Consider the following 17313-nt stretch of genomic DNA (forward strand, 5'->3'; position numbering starts at 1 on the left):
ACTGACTTATCCTTTTAGTAGTACCTTCGACAGGCTCAGCCTGACACCGGTTAAAAATTCCGGTAGGTATTCGGAGTGTTACCCTGAGCCTGTCGAAGGGTTATCAATATGAAAAACTTTGTAATCATTAATATCGAGTATTAAATTAAAGGAATAAGTTAATAGGTTTAAATTCAAAATATCAATAGGAGCGGGCTTTAGCCCGCTTTTCTTTTAAACATTCATCAATTGGCATAGGAGCCAAAACTTAAAATCTACCTTTCGCGTATGCTTATTATTTTTTTTGATCTTAAGATTGCAATAATCTCCCACAGATTCTCACAGATATCACAGATGCACAGATATCACAGATGCTTGCACTTGTTTACTCATTGGAAGAAAAAATATCCAGTATAAAATTTTATCGCAGATAAAATCCTTGCGCCGTAAAAACATATCAAATGTGAAAAAAGTTGCGTCTTTGCGTAATCCAACCTAGCCTATATTTTCACTTTTTCACCATTTTTACTTCTACAATTTCCTTTCTTAACCTACATCAACTTTTTAAACGTTCACATCCCGTACATTTGTACCATAAATAATCACAGAAAATGAAAACAGTATATCATAAAGCAGATTCAAGAGGCCATGCTAATCACGGATGGTTAAATTCTTACCATACATTCAGTTTTGCGAACTATCAAAACAGAGATAGAACAAACTTCGGCGTTTTAAGAGTATTGAACGATGATACCGTTTCTCAGGGAATGGGCTTCGGAACACACCCGCACAGAGATATGGAAATTATATCCATTCCTTTGGAAGGAGATCTGGAACATAAAGACTCCATGGGAACCACAGCGGTGATCAGAAAAGGAGAAATTCAGGTGATGAGTGCCGGAACCGGTGTTATGCACAGCGAATACAATAAAAATAAAGATGAAGAAGTAAAATTCCTTCAGATCTGGGTGTTCCCAAAAGAACAGAATGTTGAACCGAGATACGATCAGAAAAGTATCAAAGAAGGGGAAAAAATCAATGGATTCCAGCAGATCTTATCTCCCAATAAAAATGATGACGGAGTTTGGATTCATCAGGATGCCTGGTTCAACTTGGCCAACTTTAAAAAAGGAAATGGCAAAAATTATATGCTTAACAAAAAAGGAAACGGAGTCTATGCATTTGTGTTAAAAGGAAGTGCAAAAATCGGAGACCGTGTTCTGAATGAAAGAGACGGATTGGGAATCTGGGATACGCAGAGCTTTAATATCGAAGCCGTAGAAGACACTGAAGTATTATTAATGGAAGTCCCAATGGAACTGCCTTCTTATCTTAAATAAAAAACTAAATTTGTAATCTTAAAAAATAAACCTCACCTATGAAAATTTTAGCAATAGCAGGAAGTAATTCAGAAGTTTCAATGAACAAGCAGTTGGTAGCCTATGCATCAACGTTATTTGAAAATGCAGACGTAGAAGTGATCGATTTGAATCCTTTCGAAATGCCTATCTATAAACACGAAAGAGAATTAGCAGGCGGTGTTCCACAGGAAGCACATGATTTCGCAGCAAAAATTGACGGTGCTGATGTATTACTGGTTTCTTTGGGAGAGCACAACGGAACGTATTCTACAGCATTCAAAAATGTATTCGACTGGGTATCCAGAATCAAAGACAGAACGGTTTGGAACGAAGTACCAATGCTATTGATGTCTACATCTCCGGGCGGTAGAGGTGGAGCAGGTGTTTTGGAAGCTGCCTCAAAGCGTTTCCCTTTCCACGGAGGAAATGTGGTGGAAACATTTTCACTTCCTTTCTTTAATGATAACTTTGATAAAGCCGCTCAGAAAATTTCTAATGAAGAGAAAGACAGTGAGTTAAAAGAAAAAATTAAGAAGATTGCAGCCATTGAAACAATCCTTGAAAAATAGAATTTGAATATTCATTTAAAATTACTATTTTTGCAAAAAGAAAAGAGATGAAAATTCAGACCTCCTATAAACAATGTTTTTCTCATAAAGGGAAAGTTGTGGGCTCTGAAATTCTGAGATAAAATAACGGCCGATAATCTGAAAAGATTGTCGGCTTTTTTGTTTTCTAAAATCGAGTATAAAAGTAAATATATAATGTACCAATTGATCAATGTATCAATCTAACAATTCAATTTATTGTTACACTAATTAGATTATTACATTGTTAGATTATTATAAATTATTAGACATGAGCAACACTTACAAATCAGCAGGAGTAGACAAAGAAGAAGGATACAAAACGGTTGACAAGATCAAAAAAGCGGTCGGTGAAACCCACAATTCCAATGTACTGAACCACTTGGGAAGTTTTGGTGCTTTCTATGAAATCGGAGGATACAAAAATCCGGTTCTTGTATCAGGAACAGATGGAGTAGGAACAAAGCTGAAAGTAGCTTTAGATACTAAAAAATACGATTCTATCGGGGTAGATTGCTTCGCAATGTGTGCCAACGATATTCTTTGTCACGGAGCAAAACCTTTATTCTTCTTAGATTATCTGGCTTGCGGAAAGCTTGATTCGGAAATTGCTGCAGAAATCGTTTTAGGAATGGTTGCTGCTTGTAAGGATAACAACTGTGCACTGATTGGCGGTGAAACTGCTGAAATGCCAGGGATGTACCAGCCTGGAGATTATGATGTTGCAGGATTCTGTGTAGGAATCGTAGAAAAAGATCAGATCATTGACGGTTCTAAGATCAAAGCAGGGAACAAAATTATTGCGTTACCAAGCTCAGGATTCCACTCAAACGGATTCTCTTTAGTAAGAAAAGTATTCCCGAACTTTGAAGAAGAGTTTGAAGGAAAACCATTATATGAAACACTTTTAGTTCCTACAAGACTATACTACAAAGATATTCACAAAGTACTGGAAGAAGTAAGAGTAGAAGGAATTGCCCACATCACAGGAGGTGGTCTTTACGAAAACGTTCCTAGAATTATTCCTGAAGGACTTTGTGCTTCTATCGACGAATCAAAAATCAGAATTCCTAGTGTGATGCTTGAGCTTGAAAAAAGAGGTGGAGTGACACGTAAAGAAATGCACGGAACATTCAATATGGGCGTAGGAATGGTAATCGTTGTAGATGCTGAACATGCTGAAAAAGTATTACACCTTTTAGATGACGCTTACGAAATCGGTGAAATCACTGAAGGAGCAGAGAAAATTAATTTATCAATATAATAATATAACAATATAACAATGTACCGGTGTACCAATTAAATCATTGTTACATTGATAGACTGATACATTGTTACATTATTAATATGAAGAACATCGTTGTACTCGTGTCCGGTTCAGGAACCAATCTGCAGAGAATCATTGATACTATTGACTCAGGAGAAATCCAGAATGCAAAAGTAACTCTGGTGGTAGCAGACAGAGAATGTTTCGGACTGGAAAGAGCAAAGAATCACAATATAGAAAACATTCTTATTCCAAGAGGAAAGAACTTCAGCAGTGAGTTGGCTAAAGTAATCCCTGAAAATACAGATCTTATTGTATTGGCCGGGTTTTTATCCATCTTAAAATCTGAATTCTGTGAAAACTGGAATGGTAAAATAATCAATATTCACCCGGCTTTGCTTCCGAAATTCGGAGGAAAAGGAATGTGGGGAATGAACGTTCACAATGCAGTTATTGAAGCCAAAGAAGTAGAGAGTGGGGCAACTGTACATTTTGTGACACCAGGGATTGATGAAGGAGAAGCTATTCTTCAGAAGTCTTTTGAAGTAACCGCTGAGGATACTCCTGAAACGCTGGCTCAGAAAGTTCACCAGATTGAATATGAAATATTCCCGATCGCGATCAATAAGGTCCTGGGAAATGAATAAATATAACAATGCACCAGTGTACCAATTTACCAATGTTGAAGGTATTGTTACATTGCTGGACTGATACATTGTTACATTAATAAAAAGAAATCTAAGTAAAATAAAAGTAAGTTCGGAGGTGAAAGACCCGGACACAGTTTGAAATAGCTGTAAAAAGTAAAAAATTGAAAGTAAAATGAGTAAAAAGAGAGTTTTAATCAGTGTTTCTGACAAAAGTGGATTAATAGAATTCGCACAGTTTTTGGAAGCTCAGAATTATGAGTTGATCTCTACAGGAGGAACGTTCAAACATTTGAAAGACGCTGGTTTAAATCCTATTCAGATTGATGAGGTTACCAATTTCCCTGAAATGTTGGATGGAAGAGTGAAAACTCTGCACCCTAAAGTTCACGGTGGATTGCTGGCTGTTCGTAACAATGAAGAGCACATGAAAACCGTTCAGGAACACGGAATTGGTCTGATTGACATGGTGATCGTAAATCTTTATCCTTTCTTTGAAAATGTAAACAAAGACATTTCTTTACATGAAAAAGTAGAGTTTATCGATATAGGAGGTCCTTCAATGCTTCGTTCTGCAGCGAAAAACTTTGATTCTGTAACGGTAATCACTGATGTAGAAGACTATGCAGCAGTGAAAATTGAAATGGAGCAAAACGGTGATACATACATCGAAACCCGTAAAAAGCTTGCAGGAAAAGTATTCAACCTTACCTCTGCGTATGATGCGGCTATTTCCAGAATGCTTTTAGATGAAGAATATCCTACTTACCTGAATGCTTCTTATAAAAAAGTAGCAGATCTAAGATATGGAGAAAACCCTCACCAGACAGCAGCTTACTACGTTTCTACTTTCGAAAACGGAGCAATGAAAGATTTCGAACAGCTTGGAGGTAAAGAACTTTCTTTCAACAATCTTCGTGATATGGACCTTTGCTGGAAAGTTGTCACTGAGTTCAAAGAAGAAATGGCTTGTTGTGCGGTAAAACACTCAACCCCTTGTGGCGTTGCGATCGGAACTTCAGCTTTGGAAACCTATCAGAAAACTTTCGAATGTGATCCGGTTTCCATCTTTGGCGGAATTGTTGCAATGAACTATACAATTGATGCAGCTACAGCTGAAGAATTAAATAAAACTTTCCTTGAAATTGTAATGGCTCCTGAATTTGATGAAGAAGCCCTTGAAATTTTAAGAAAAAAGAAAAACCTGAGAATCATCAGAATCGTAAACCCTGTTTCAGACAAACAGACCTGGGTGAAAGTAGACGGAGGTATCCTTGTTCAGGATAATGATACCCATTTCTCTGACGATATTAAAGTAGTTACTGAAGTACAGCCTACAGAAGAGCAGAAAAAAGCATTGCTTTTCTCTCAGAGAGTAGTAAAATATGTGAAGTCTAATGCGATTGTAGTTTCCAACGGAATTCAGGCATTCGGTATCGGAGGCGGTCAGGTAAACAGAATCTGGGCAACACAGCAGGCGATCGAAAGAGCAAAAGAAAAATTCTCAGGAGATTTAGTACTGGCTTCAGATGCATTTTTCCCTTTCCGTGATGTGGTAGATTTCTGCGCTCAGGAAGGTATCAAGGCGATTATTCAGCCTGGTGGAAGTGTAAAAGATCAGGATAGTATAGAGGCTGCCAATGAGCACAAAATCCCGATGATGTTTACAGGTGTCAGACACTTTTTCCACTAATTAAAATAGAATTAAAAAAATAATTAGGGATTGTATTTTTAGCATTCAAAATTATATATTTGTAAAATAAGACTAGATAATAAATAAAGTATGAGAATATTAATCATAGGTGAAGGCGGTAGAGAATCTGCTTTAGCGGCAAAGCTTCAGAATGACCCAAGAATTTCTAAAATGTTTTTTGCCAACGGGAATGCTACTACCGATGTAATAGGGAAAAATGTTCATTTATCAGAAATCAAAGAACTTAGAGATTTCGCGATTAAAGAAAAAATTGATCTTACGATCGTAGGTCCTGAAGCTCCTCTTGTAGCGGGTATCAAGGACGAATTTAAAAAGCATGATCTTAAAGTTTTCGGGCCTACTCAGAAAGTAGCGAGCCTGGAAGGAAGTAAAGCTTTCTCTAAGAAATTTATGCAGACCTATGATATCAAAACAGCGAAGGCTGTCGTATTTGATTCATACAATGATGCTAAAGAATATGTGCAGACACAGCAGTATCCTTTGGTAATCAAAGCTAGTGGTTTAGCAGGCGGAAAAGGGGTGGTTATCTGTGACAACCTTGAAGAAGCTGAAGCTACAATCCACGATTTCATGATCAGAAGAATCTATGGTGATGCTGGTATTCGTTTAGTTATCGAAGAATATTTACAAGGTTTTGAAGCTTCAATCATTGCATTCTCTAACGGGGAAAAATTGTTCCCTTGTGTAGCGGCAAAAGATTATAAAAAAGCGGGAAACGGAGATACAGGACCTAATACGGGAGGTATGGGTTCAGTAGCGCCAAGCCCGGAATTTACTCAGGAGCATTATGCAGATTTTGAGAAAAATATTCTGGAACCTACTGTTAAAGGTCTTAAAGCTGAAGGTTTCGGATTTAAAGGAATCATCTTCTTCGGATTGATGGTGACGAAAAACGGAGCTTACCTTCTTGAATACAACATGAGATTCGGAGATCCTGAAACTCAGGTATTGATGGCATTAATGGAAAACAATCTTTTAGATGTTATCCAGGACTGTATGGAAGGGAAAGACATTGAGCTTAAGTTTAAAGACGAAAAAGCAGTTTGCCTTGTTATGTGTTCAGGAGGATATCCGAGAAATATCGAAATAGGTTTCGAAATTACAGGAGAAGACAAACTGAAACATAGTAAACTTTTATATGCAGGAGCAGTCACGAAAGGTGATAAAGTAGTTTCCAATGGAGGTAGAGTACTGAACATTGTGGCTACAGGAGCTACCTACGAAGATGCCCGCAAAAAAGTTTACGAAGATGCAGCGCACGTACATTTCGATTACGGCTTCTATAGAGAAGACATCGGAAAGTTTTAATAAAAATCACGAAAAAAGATTTGGAGTCATTCCAAGTCTTTTTTTGTAAAACAGTTAATAATTAGAAATTAGAAGCTAGAGGTTAGAAATTTAATTGCTGAAAGTGAAATTGGGAAATTATTTCCAGGCCAGAAGCCATTAGCCAGTGGCCATTAGCTCTATCATTTATCAATCATCATTTATCAATTATCAAAAATGAACAACGGTATTATTATTTTAGATTTCGGATCCCAGTACAACCAGCTTATCGGAAGAAGAATCCGTGAGATGGGTGTGTACTCTGAAATCTTGCCTTACAATACACCATTACAAGATATTTTAGCAAAACAGCCAAAAGGGATCATCCTTTCCGGTGGACCAAGTTCTGTAAATGCAGAAAATGCCCACCTGGTTGAAAAAGAATTATATGAGCAGGGAGTTCCTGTATTGGGAATCTGCTACGGAATGCAGATGACGGCGCACCTTTTAGGAGGAAAAGTAAACAAAGGAGAAAAAGGAGAGTATGGTAAAGCCAACTTAGAGATCGTTAAAGAAAGCTCTTTATTAAAAGGGGTAACTCAGAACTCTGTTGTTTGGATGAGCCATTTTGACGAAGTAGGAGAATTGCCTGCAGGTTTTGAATTAAATGCAAAATCAGGTGTAATTGCCTCTATCTCCAATGAAGACAAAAAAATCTTCTGCGTTCAGTTCCACCCGGAAGTTTCTCATACAGAAGAAGGAGGGAAAATGCTTGAAAATTTCGTTTTCAGCATCTGTAACTCAGAGAAAAACTGGAAACTGACTAACTATATCGAAAAAACAGTTGAGGAAATCCGTGAGAAAGTAGGAGACAACAAAGTAATCCTTGGACTTTCAGGAGGTGTAGACTCTTCTGTAGCCGCTGTTTTGATCCACAAAGCCATCGGTGATCAGTTAACTTGTATCTTCGTAGATACGGGATTATTGAGAAAGGATGAAGGGAAAAAAGTAATGGATCAGTACGGAGAGCATTTCCATATGAATATTAAAATGGTGGATGCTAAAGAAAGATTCCTTTCAAAACTAGCCGGAGTAGACGATCCTGAAGCAAAGAGAAAAATCATCGGAAACGAATTCATCCACGTATTTGACGAAGAAGCTCATAAAATTGAGGGCGCTAAGTTCTTAGCTCAGGGAACCATTTATCCTGACGTTATCGAAAGCCAGTCTGTCAACGGACCATCTGCAGTAATCAAGTCTCACCACAATGTTGGAGGACTTCCTGAAGATATGGAATTCGAGTTATTGGAGCCTTTAAGAGAGCTTTTCAAGGACGAAGTAAGAAAAGTAGGAGAAGAATTGGGTATTCCTCATCACCTGGTATACAGACACCCTTTCCCTGGTCCTGGATTAGGAATCAGAGTATTGGGAGCGGTAGATGCTGAGAAAGTAAGAATCCTTCAGGAAGCTGATGATATCTTCATCGAAGAATTATACAAAAATGACCTTTACGAAAAAGTATCTCAGGCATTTGTAGTCCTTCTTCCTGTAAAATCTGTAGGAGTAATGGGTGACGAAAGAACTTACGAATACACCGCTGTAGTTCGTTCTGCTAACACCATCGATTTCATGACAGCAACATGGAGCAGACTTCCTTACGAGTTCCTGGATACCGTTTCCAGCAGAATCATCAACGAAGTAAGAGGAATCAACAGAGTAGCTTACGATATTTCAAGCAAACCGCCTGCAACCATTGAGTGGGAATAATTTTTGACTTGAATTTACTTATATAAATCCTGCCCGCTTTGGGTGGGATTTTTTATTTATATCGGAGATTATTTCTAAAAATTTTAAGGCTTCTGTTCCAAGTTTTGTTTTCTGCAAACAAGAACGATGAGCTCCTTCATCATTAAATAAGTAAAATTGATGATTCTTGTCCGAGGTGAAAGGAGGAAATAAAACTATATCCTGTCCTTTATCTAAAGTTTTTTACAAATAGGACACTCGCTTTGATTCAGAAAAATTATTGCCATTCCGAATTACTGTTTGGTTAATGTTTTGCTTGGTAATACCCTATTAAAGCAAATTTTCACTAAATTTAAGTAAAATTACATCAAATGCAAATAGAAACAAGAAACCTGACCCTTCAGGATTATGATGAACTGGCGGAAACGATGAAAAGGGCCTACCCACAGATGTCGGAGTCTATATGGTCCAAAAAAAGTATTGATAAACTGACCAAAATATTCCCTAACGGACAAATTTGTATCACGGTTGACGGAAAACTCGCTGCTGTAGCGCTTTCCATTATCGTCAATTATGAAGAATTCGGGGACGACCATACCTATAGTGATATTACAGGAAATTATACATTCAATACCCATACTTCAACGGGGAATGTTCTCTACGGAATTGAAGTTTTTGTAGATCCTGAGTTTCGTGAATTACGTTTGGGAAGAAGGCTTTACGATGCACGAAAAGAACTTTGTGAGTTATTAAACCTGAAATCGATTATTCTTGGAGGCAGAATCCCCAATTATCACAAATACAGCCACGAACTTTCTGCAAGAAATTATATCCGAAAAGTAAGAGATAAAGAGATCTATGATCCGGTATTGTCTTTCCAGCTTTCCAATAATTTTCTTCCGATAAAAATCCTGAAAAAATATCTTCCGGAAGATGAAGCTTCCAGAGAAAATGCAGTTCTTTTGCAATGGAACAATATTTATTACAGCAGAAAACCGAATACCATGCAGGACAGCATTATCCGTCTCGGATTGGTGCAATGGCAGATGAGGCATTTTAAAGATATTGAAGCTTTTTACGAGCAGGTAGAATTCTTTGTAAACGTAATGGGAGATTACAAATCTGATTTTGTCCTTTTCCCGGAGCTGTTCAACACGCCTTTGCTGGCACCCTTCAATAATCTTTCCGAAAGGGACAGTATGATAGAACTGGCTAAGTTGACAGAGGAAATCAAAGAAAAAATTTCAGAGCTGGCCATCAGTTACAACGTCAATATTATTTCGGGAAGTATGCCTGTTTTTGAAAATAATGAACTGTACAACGTAAGCTATCTTCTTCACCGTGACGGCCGTATGGATGAATATAGAAAAATTCATATTACTCCGAATGAAAAGAGATATTATGGAATGAAAGGCGGAAATGAAATCAAAGTTTTTGATACCGACTGCGGAAAAATAGGTCTTGTCATCTGCTATGACGTGGAATTTCCGGAGTTACCAAGAATTCTGGCCGATCAGGGAATGAAAATTCTGTTTGTTCCTTATCTTACAGACACTCAGAATGCGTACATGAGAGTACGCCACTGTGCCGCAGCAAGAGCCATTGAAAATGAATGTTACGTTGCTATTGCCGGTTGCGTAGGAAACCTTCCGAAGGTCAATAATATGGATATTCAGTTCGGACAGGCTGCCGTATTTACCCCTTCCGATTTTGCCTTCCCATCCAATGCCGTGAAAGGAGAAGCAACTCCCAATACAGAAATGACCCTGATTGTGGATGTAGATCTGAACCTCCTGAAAGATCTCCATCACAACGGTTCTGTTCAGGTGATGAAAGACCGCAGAAAAGATCTTTATGAGACTTATCTTAAATAACAAAACAGAATGCGAAAGCATTCTGTTTTTATTTTACCTAAAATTTTTTTGAGCAGCTTACATATACTGAGGGCATACTACAGCAGGGCAGATCAGTCCAGGACATTTTGGTCTTCCGTCTGTAGGGCAGCATTGGTTTGAGCAGTTTCCGATAATGATTCCGCTTCCTGCAATTCCTTTTAATTGCTCTCTTGAAAGTTTGTTGTTGCGTAAATTTTTCATGTTCTAATACTTTTGATTTGTTTTAATTTGTACGTTGTAAATATATTAATTTTTACAATGTATGATGTGTTTTTATTGATATTGGTGTATTTTATTCTTTAAAATACTGATTATGTGTTGTTATTTTTAATTTTATTTGTTGGCGTTGTTGTCATAATTGTTTTCATAAAGGAACAATTTTTGGAGTAAATTGCACCTACTATTGATACACTATGTTTGATAAACCTCAAAGAAAACTGAAAAGATCCGCAAGACTGATTTCCGTACTCAGTAAATATGGATTCAAAGATCTTCTGGCCAGAATGAACGGAAATAAGCAGGAAGAAGTTTCCGGTCATTCAGATGAAATCATCTCAAAAGGAACCGTTTACGAAAGAATCAGACTGGCTCTTGAGGAGCTTGGGCCTACCTTTGTAAAATTGGGTCAGACATTTAGTAACAGGGAAGATTTATTGCCGCCGGAAATGATCCAGGAACTGCAGAAACTTCAGGACAAAGTGGAAACAGTAGATATGAATGTGGAGGAAGCACTGGAAAGTGAATTTAATATTTCTGTGAAAGATTATTTCCATGAAATTCAGAAAAAGCCTTTGGCTACAGCTTCCATTGCTCAGGTTTACAAAGCTGTTCTGCTGGATGGCAGCCCTGTGATTTTAAAATTGAGAAAACCCGATGTACAGTCCGTCATTGAAGATGATTTACTGTTGATAAAAGATATTGAAAAACTGATATCCGCTTACTCGGAAATAGGAGAAAAACTGAATCTGAAACAGGCCATTTCTACCTTTGAAAAATCTTTACTGGAAGAAGTTTCTTTGATTAATGAAAAAAACAATATCCAGCAGTTCCGTGTGAATTTCAAGAACAATAAAGAAACTTATGTTCCTAAAGTCTACGAAGAATTTTCCAACAACAATATTCTTTGTATGGAGTTTATCGATGGGATCAAAGTAACCGACAAATCTGTTTTGCTGGCCAATGGTATTGATCCTGTAAAAGTTTCGGAAGAAGGACTAAGGCTTTTTGTATCGCAGATTTTAGATTATGGATTTTTCCATGCCGATCCTCATGCCGGAAATATTCTGGTAAAAAAAGATGGCAGAATTGTTTTCATTGATTTTGGAGCGGTAGGGAAAATTCAGCCAAACGATAAAGAAATTCTTGAAAACCTTATCGTAAGCTTTGTCGCTAAAAATTCGCATAAAATAGTCCGTTCACTCAAAAAAATGGCAATCAGCTATGAAATACCTGATGAAAGACGCTTTGAAAATGATGTGGAAGAAATTCTGAATTTTGTACACAGTTCGTCATTACAGGACATTAATGTACAGGTAATCATCAATAAGATGAAAGACATTTTAAAAGACAACAGGCTTTATATGCCGGATTATTTCTATCTTCTGTTCAAAGGAATCAGCCTGATAGAAGGAGTGGGAAGGAGCATTAATCCTGATCTTGATATTGTTAAAAGTCTTCATCCTTACACCAAAAAGATTTTTACCAAGAAAATCAGCCCTAAAAATCTTTTAAAAACAGGGATGGACCGTATGATGAATTTCACGGATAATGTAGATGAAATTCCGAAAGAACTTCGTTCCGTTCTTCAAAAACTGGATGATAATAAATTCACTGTTTCCAGCGAAATCAAAAATATAGAGAAGACCAACCAGCTCATCAAATCCAGTGTCATCAATCTGATTCTAGCCATGGTTTTAGGAGCGAATATCATTGCCACGGCTATCGTTTTTTCCTCAGAATCCGGACCAAGAATCGGAGAACTGTCGTTAGTTGCAGTTTTAGGTTTTATTTTTTCAATTCTTTTAGTCATTATCCTTCTGCTAAGAGTAACCAGAAAATAAAAAGGAAGTTGACTTTGAACTGGAGGAATGTATAAACGCAAATCCCACACCTCGTAACCCGCAACCCGAATCCCGTCACCCCGTAACTCAAATCCCGCCACCCCGTATTTAAACCCAAAACAATGAAAACACTTATTATAACATCCATCACCTTATTCAGCTCACTTTGTATGGCTCAACAAGGAAATGAAGAAAAACTTCAGGGAGATTTTGACGGAAGCGGAACAAAAGAATACGCTTACACAAAAGTCAGCGACTGTGGCGATGAATGTGAAGGAAAGTGTGAAACCACCATTTATTTCAGCGATAAAAATATACAGCCGATCACCATTACTCCTGCAAACCAGGGAAGTCTGTATAACTTAGGAGACCTTAATGGCGACGGAAAAGAAGAGATCGGTTTTTATCCCAATTGGTGCACCAGCTGCTGGCATCCGTTCTATGTGTACACTTTAGGTAAAACGGGTTGGAAGCCATTATTACCTTCTATCTCAACCCATTGTAATCAGTGGGAAGAAGATCAGTTTCCTATTAAAAAAGATCCGAAAAAGAAAGGATACGTTATTGTTACCTCCAGCAAATGGGAAGATGATGATATTAAAATCAGTAGTAAAAGTGTAAAAGTGAACTGATTACAATCGCTTGAGGTTGGAAGAGAGAAGGAAATGACCTGTGTTAATACATTAATCTGTTTCATTGTACATTCAAAAAATTAAAAAGAACGTTTGATAATCTTCCAGCTTCAGACTTCGTGCTTCCATACTACAAAATTAAATACCTATCTTTGCAAAATGGAAAAACTCACTTTTGCGGATTTTGACCTTCCGGTTAAAATTCTCGATGTTTTAGCGGATCTGGAATTATTTGAACCTACTCCAATTCAGGAGAAGAGCTTAAAGCCTATACTTTCGGGAAGAGATGTAATGGGAATTGCGCAGACAGGAACCGGGAAAACATTAGCTTATCTTTTACCTGTTCTTAAAACATGGAAATACAGCAAGACAGGAAATCCAACTGTTTTGGTGCTTGTTCCCACAAGAGAACTGGTGGTACAGGTAACAGAAATCCTTGAAAAACTGACAGAAAATATTACGGCAAGAGTAATCGGGATATACGGTGGAAAAAATATCAATACTCAAAAACTATTGTTTAATGATGGATGTGATATTCTGGTAGGAACACCGGGACGAGTGATGGATCTTTCCATAGACAACGCAATTTCTCTGAAAGAAGTTCAGAAGCTGATCATCGATGAGTTTGATGAGATGCTTAACCTTGGTTTCAGACCACAGCTTACCCATATTTTTGAAATGATGAAGGAGAAGAGACAGAATATTCTTTTCTCTGCAACCATGACGGAAGCGGTAGACGAAATGCTGGATGTTTATTTTGCCAATCCGATTGAAATTTCATTGGCTAAATCAGGAACACCACTTGAGAAAATTGAGCAGATTGGTTACAAAGTAGAAAACTTTAATACCAAGATCAATTTACTGGAGCATTTGCTTAAAAGTGATGCAGATATGTCCAAAGTATTGATTTTCAATAACAATAAAAAACATGCAGACCTTCTCTTTACTAAAATCGATGAGCTTTTCCCTGAACAGTTTGATGTAATTCACTCTAATAAATCGCAGAATTACAGACTGAAAGCGATGAAGAGGTTTGAAAACGAAGAGATCAGAGGTTTGATTACCACAGATGTCATGGCAAGAGGTCTGGATATCTCGAACATTACACACGTCATCAATTTTGAAACGCCTGATATTCCGGAGCAGTATATCCACAGAATCGGTAGAACAGGTAGAGCAGACAAAGAAGGGAAAGCTTTGGTTTTTGTAACGAAAAAAGAAGAACCTTTGCTTCTTGATATTGAGCTGTTGATGGATAAGGAATTGAAATTTAATGATTTCCCTGAGGAAGTTAAAATCAATCCTAAAAAGATTGCTGCCGAAGAAGATCAGGTAGTCATGAAAAATCCTGTACAGGTAAAACTGAATGAAGGAGGAGGAGCTTTCCACGAGAAAAAGGCTAAAAATACCAAAGAAAACTGGGGTGGTCCTTCCAAAAGAAAAGCTCCTAAGAAGTTTGGAGCCAACAGAGCGCAGCAGAAGGCAAAATCTAAATCGAAAAGAAAGAAATAAAATAAAAAAACGATTCCCATTTCAGGAATCGTTTTTTATTTTTAATCGAATTTGATATTATTGTTTTTATCATCATTGAGCTTACTTCATATAAGGAGTGATCACCTCAGCCCAGATTTTATATCCTTCCGGCTTAAAATGAAGCATGTCTTCCACAAAGATATCTTTTCTCACCTTTCCATTCTCATCTTCCATAGCTTTTGTCACATCAATGAATTCCGCATTAGGTTCCTTTTTCATGAACGCAGCAATCTTTTTGTTGGCAACTTTCATCTGTGGCCAGATCACTTCTCGGCTCGGCGAATATTTGATGGAGATATAATCTACTTCAATATCAGGAAACCTCTCACGGATTTTTTTGTAGAAAGCTTTGAATCGGTCAACGACTACTTTGGCTTTTAGCTTATGATTATCTGCAAAATCATTTTCACCACAGTAAATGATGATCTGTTTGGGCTGATAAGGTGCTAAAAGGTCATTCGCAAAATCATTAAGATCTGTAAGTCTGGATCCTCCAAACCCTCTGTTGATGATTGTTTTACCAGGAAAATAATCTGCTACATCAGTCCATTTTGTGAATGATGAGCTTCCGATAAATAAAATAGCATCCTTTTGAGGCGGGTTTTGCTGGTCCAGCTTTTTAAACTCCTGGATGTCCTGCCAGAACATCGGTTTTTTCTCCTGTGAAAAGGCAATAGCAAAATACAGCAATAGAAATGCTGATAGAATCTTCTTCATTATATTCAGTTTTAAATTAGATATAAAAGTAATAAAAAACTCCCGATTAGCGGGAGTTATAATTTATCTTTTGTAGGTTACGTAAGGGACATCCGGTATTTTATCTCCATCCATATCAAAGATTCCTGACTGCTGGGCAAGTTTAAGATCTTTGGCTGTCAGAATATCAATTCTGTAGTTTACTGATCCTTCGTCACCAAGTTTAATTCCAATGATTTTTGAATCGGCATCGTAGGTAAATGTTCCTTCAGTTTTTGGCGATGGGGTACAGTCTGCACCTTCTCCCGTATACGCTGTATAGCTTACATAATAATCTGTTCTGAAGAAAAGAGTATTTTTAGCTGCACATCCTGTTAAAGTTTCAGTATAAAGCACTGTTTTATTATCTTTTCCGGAAATTACTTCCCTTTTAACTTCCTTCCAATCTCCCTTCATGATTTCCATATCATAAGCTTCGAGATTGTCATCTTTACAAGAAGTAAGTGCCAAGGCAGAAAAGGCAAATAAAAGTAGCTGTTTTTTCATTTTCACAAATTTAAGAATATGCTAAAATATAAATAAATTTGAAATATATGTAATGAAATAGTGAATTTTTAAACGAATGTTTGTAAATTAAATAATTTTATAGAGGTTGCAATACGGGATGCGAGTTTCGGGTTATATATTTTCAAACTGAAAATGAAGATAAGCGCTTCATCCGAATCTTGAAACTGCATAGCTCAAACCTCGTACCCCGAATCCCTTAATAGCTCATCTCTACAATCTTATAAGCATCCTGCGGAGTCAGTTTTTTATATTCTCCAAGGCCTAGCCACTTTCTGTCTGTAAAGGCTTTTTCAACCTTTTCAGCGGTTCCTTTAAAGTCCTCCGTATATTCGGAAAGCCTGGTTTTGATATGAAGACTGTGGAAGAATTCTTCCAGCTTTTTAATGCCCAGTTCAGCTTTTTCCTCTACACTTCCGTCTTTGATTCCCCAAACTCTCTCAGCATACTGAGCCAGTTTTCCTTTTTTATCTTCAAAGTTGTAACGGTAATGAGAAGGAGCAATAATGGCCAGTGTTCTTGCATGATCAATTCCGAAATAAGCGGTCAGCTCATGTCCCATTGCATGCACGGCCCAGTCTGTAATAACTCCTTTCTGGATCAGTCCGTTTAACGCCATTGTACAACACCACATAAAGTTTCCTGCAGCATCATAGTTGAAATCATCAGCCAATACTTTTGGAGCCGTTTCCTGCAGGCTGATCAGTATGCTTTCTGCAATTCTTTCCTGAAGGTCGGCAGAAGAAGGAGCGGTCATATATTGTTCCAATACGTGAGTATAGGCATCTGTGATTCCGTTCACAATCTGATTTTTTGGAATAGATCTGATTACTTCCGGATCCAGTACAGAAAATTGTGGGAAAAGTCCCGGTCCTCCTGAAGATAATTTCTCATGGGTTTCCCTTCTGGAGATCACATACCCGGAATTCATTTCTGATCCCGTTGCGGGCAGTGTTAAAATACTTCCGAAAGGCATTCCTTCTCCTTCAAAAGTTCTTACGGATTTTCTCAGGATATCCCATGGCTCACCGTCATAATTGGCTGCTGCAGAAAGGAATTTTGTACCGTCAATGACAGATCCGCCGCCTACAGCAAGAAGGTAAGTAATGTTTTTCTCTTTAATAAAGCTTAAAGCATTGATCAGAACTTCATATTCAGGGTTGGCAGGAACTCCGCCAAACTCGTATAATTCATGATCTTTTAAAGCCTCTTTTACCTGATCGTAAACACCATTGTTTTTGATGCTTCCGCCACCGTAAATCATTAATATTCTTGCGTCTTGAGGAATTTCTTTGGAAATTTTAGCGATTTCGCCTTTCCCAAAAAGTATTTTTGTAGGGTTTTTAAACTCGAAATTAAGCATTGT

Annotated in this window: 15 protein-coding genes; 11 read left to right on the forward strand and 4 right to left on the reverse strand. The window is 37.6% G+C overall.

What is annotated here, in order from left to right:
* Positions 1-590: 590 nt before the first annotated feature.
* From FFS26_RS02610 to FFS26_RS02645, 8 genes are all read left to right on the forward strand, one after another.
* The gene (locus FFS26_RS02610) at positions 591-1319 is read left to right on the forward strand and encodes a pirin family protein (RefSeq protein WP_034696330.1); all 729 of its coding nucleotides are present in this window, start codon (positions 591-593) and stop codon (positions 1317-1319) included.
* Between the two features lie 38 nt (positions 1320-1357).
* A complete protein-coding gene (locus FFS26_RS02615; protein ID WP_110009353.1) occupies positions 1358-1909 on the forward strand; it encodes an NADPH-dependent FMN reductase in 552 nt (183 codons plus the stop codon).
* Positions 1910-2198: 289 nt separating this feature from the next.
* Positions 2199-3191 carry a phosphoribosylformylglycinamidine cyclo-ligase gene (purM, locus tag FFS26_RS02620; protein WP_110009352.1) on the forward strand — a complete coding sequence of 331 codons (993 nt, stop codon included), beginning with the start codon at positions 2199-2201 and terminating at the stop codon, positions 3189-3191.
* Between the two features lie 83 nt (positions 3192-3274).
* On the forward strand, positions 3275-3841 hold the full coding sequence (gene purN, locus FFS26_RS02625; protein WP_110009351.1) for a phosphoribosylglycinamide formyltransferase: 567 nt from the start codon (positions 3275-3277) through the stop codon (positions 3839-3841).
* 175 nt (positions 3842-4016) lie between these two features.
* Positions 4017-5534 carry a bifunctional phosphoribosylaminoimidazolecarboxamide formyltransferase/IMP cyclohydrolase gene (purH, locus tag FFS26_RS02630; protein WP_110009350.1) on the forward strand — a complete coding sequence of 506 codons (1518 nt, stop codon included), beginning with the start codon at positions 4017-4019 and terminating at the stop codon, positions 5532-5534.
* Between the two features lie 90 nt (positions 5535-5624).
* Positions 5625-6863: a phosphoribosylamine--glycine ligase gene (purD, locus tag FFS26_RS02635; RefSeq protein ID WP_137904208.1), complete on the forward strand. Its 1239-nt coding sequence runs from the start codon at positions 5625-5627 to the stop codon at positions 6861-6863.
* 177 nt (positions 6864-7040) lie between these two features.
* Positions 7041-8588 carry a glutamine-hydrolyzing GMP synthase gene (gene guaA, locus FFS26_RS02640; RefSeq protein WP_410493494.1) on the forward strand — a complete coding sequence of 516 codons (1548 nt, stop codon included), beginning with the start codon at positions 7041-7043 and terminating at the stop codon, positions 8586-8588.
* A gap of 350 nt (positions 8589-8938) precedes the next feature.
* Positions 8939-10441 carry a carbon-nitrogen hydrolase family protein gene (locus tag FFS26_RS02645; protein ID WP_062670801.1) on the forward strand — a complete coding sequence of 501 codons (1503 nt, stop codon included), beginning with the start codon at positions 8939-8941 and terminating at the stop codon, positions 10439-10441.
* Between the two features lie 57 nt (positions 10442-10498).
* On the opposite strand, the gene FFS26_RS22390 is transcribed toward FFS26_RS02645, so the two are convergent.
* Positions 10499-10663 (reverse strand): hypothetical protein, encoded by a 165-nt coding sequence (locus tag FFS26_RS22390; protein ID WP_167497813.1) that lies wholly within the window; start codon positions 10661-10663, stop codon positions 10499-10501.
* A gap of 212 nt (positions 10664-10875) precedes the next feature.
* On the opposite strand from FFS26_RS22390, the gene FFS26_RS02650 reads away from it, so the two are divergent.
* From FFS26_RS02650 to FFS26_RS02660, 3 genes are all read left to right on the forward strand, one after another.
* Positions 10876-12522 carry an ABC1 kinase family protein gene (locus FFS26_RS02650; RefSeq protein ID WP_110009344.1) on the forward strand — a complete coding sequence of 549 codons (1647 nt, stop codon included), beginning with the start codon at positions 10876-10878 and terminating at the stop codon, positions 12520-12522.
* Positions 12523-12644: 122 nt separating this feature from the next.
* Entirely contained in the window at positions 12645-13154 is a 510-nt protein-coding gene (locus tag FFS26_RS02655; protein WP_228449377.1) for a hypothetical protein, read from the forward strand.
* 159 nt (positions 13155-13313) lie between these two features.
* Positions 13314-14666: a DEAD/DEAH box helicase gene (locus FFS26_RS02660; RefSeq protein ID WP_110009342.1), complete on the forward strand. Its 1353-nt coding sequence runs from the start codon at positions 13314-13316 to the stop codon at positions 14664-14666.
* An 81-nt stretch (positions 14667-14747) separates the two neighbouring features.
* Here the strand turns inward: FFS26_RS02660 and FFS26_RS02665 are convergent, their stop codons facing one another.
* From FFS26_RS02665 to FFS26_RS02675, 3 genes are all read right to left on the reverse strand, one after another.
* Positions 14748-15404, reverse strand: coding sequence for a GDSL-type esterase/lipase family protein (locus FFS26_RS02665; RefSeq protein ID WP_110009341.1), 657 nt, complete (start codon positions 15402-15404; stop codon positions 14748-14750).
* Positions 15405-15467: 63 nt separating this feature from the next.
* On the reverse strand, positions 15468-15929 hold the full coding sequence (locus FFS26_RS02670; protein ID WP_110009340.1) for a lipocalin family protein: 462 nt from the start codon (positions 15927-15929) through the stop codon (positions 15468-15470).
* A 217-nt stretch (positions 15930-16146) separates the two neighbouring features.
* On the reverse strand, positions 16147-17310 hold the full coding sequence (locus tag FFS26_RS02675; protein WP_110009339.1) for an iron-containing alcohol dehydrogenase: 1164 nt from the start codon (positions 17308-17310) through the stop codon (positions 16147-16149).
* Positions 17311-17313 lie beyond the last annotated feature (3 nt).

Origin of the sequence: Chryseobacterium sp. 2VB (assembly GCF_005503635.1) — a bacterium.
In the GTDB taxonomy this organism is placed as follows: Bacteria; Bacteroidota; Bacteroidia; order Flavobacteriales; family Weeksellaceae; genus Chryseobacterium; species Chryseobacterium cupriresistens.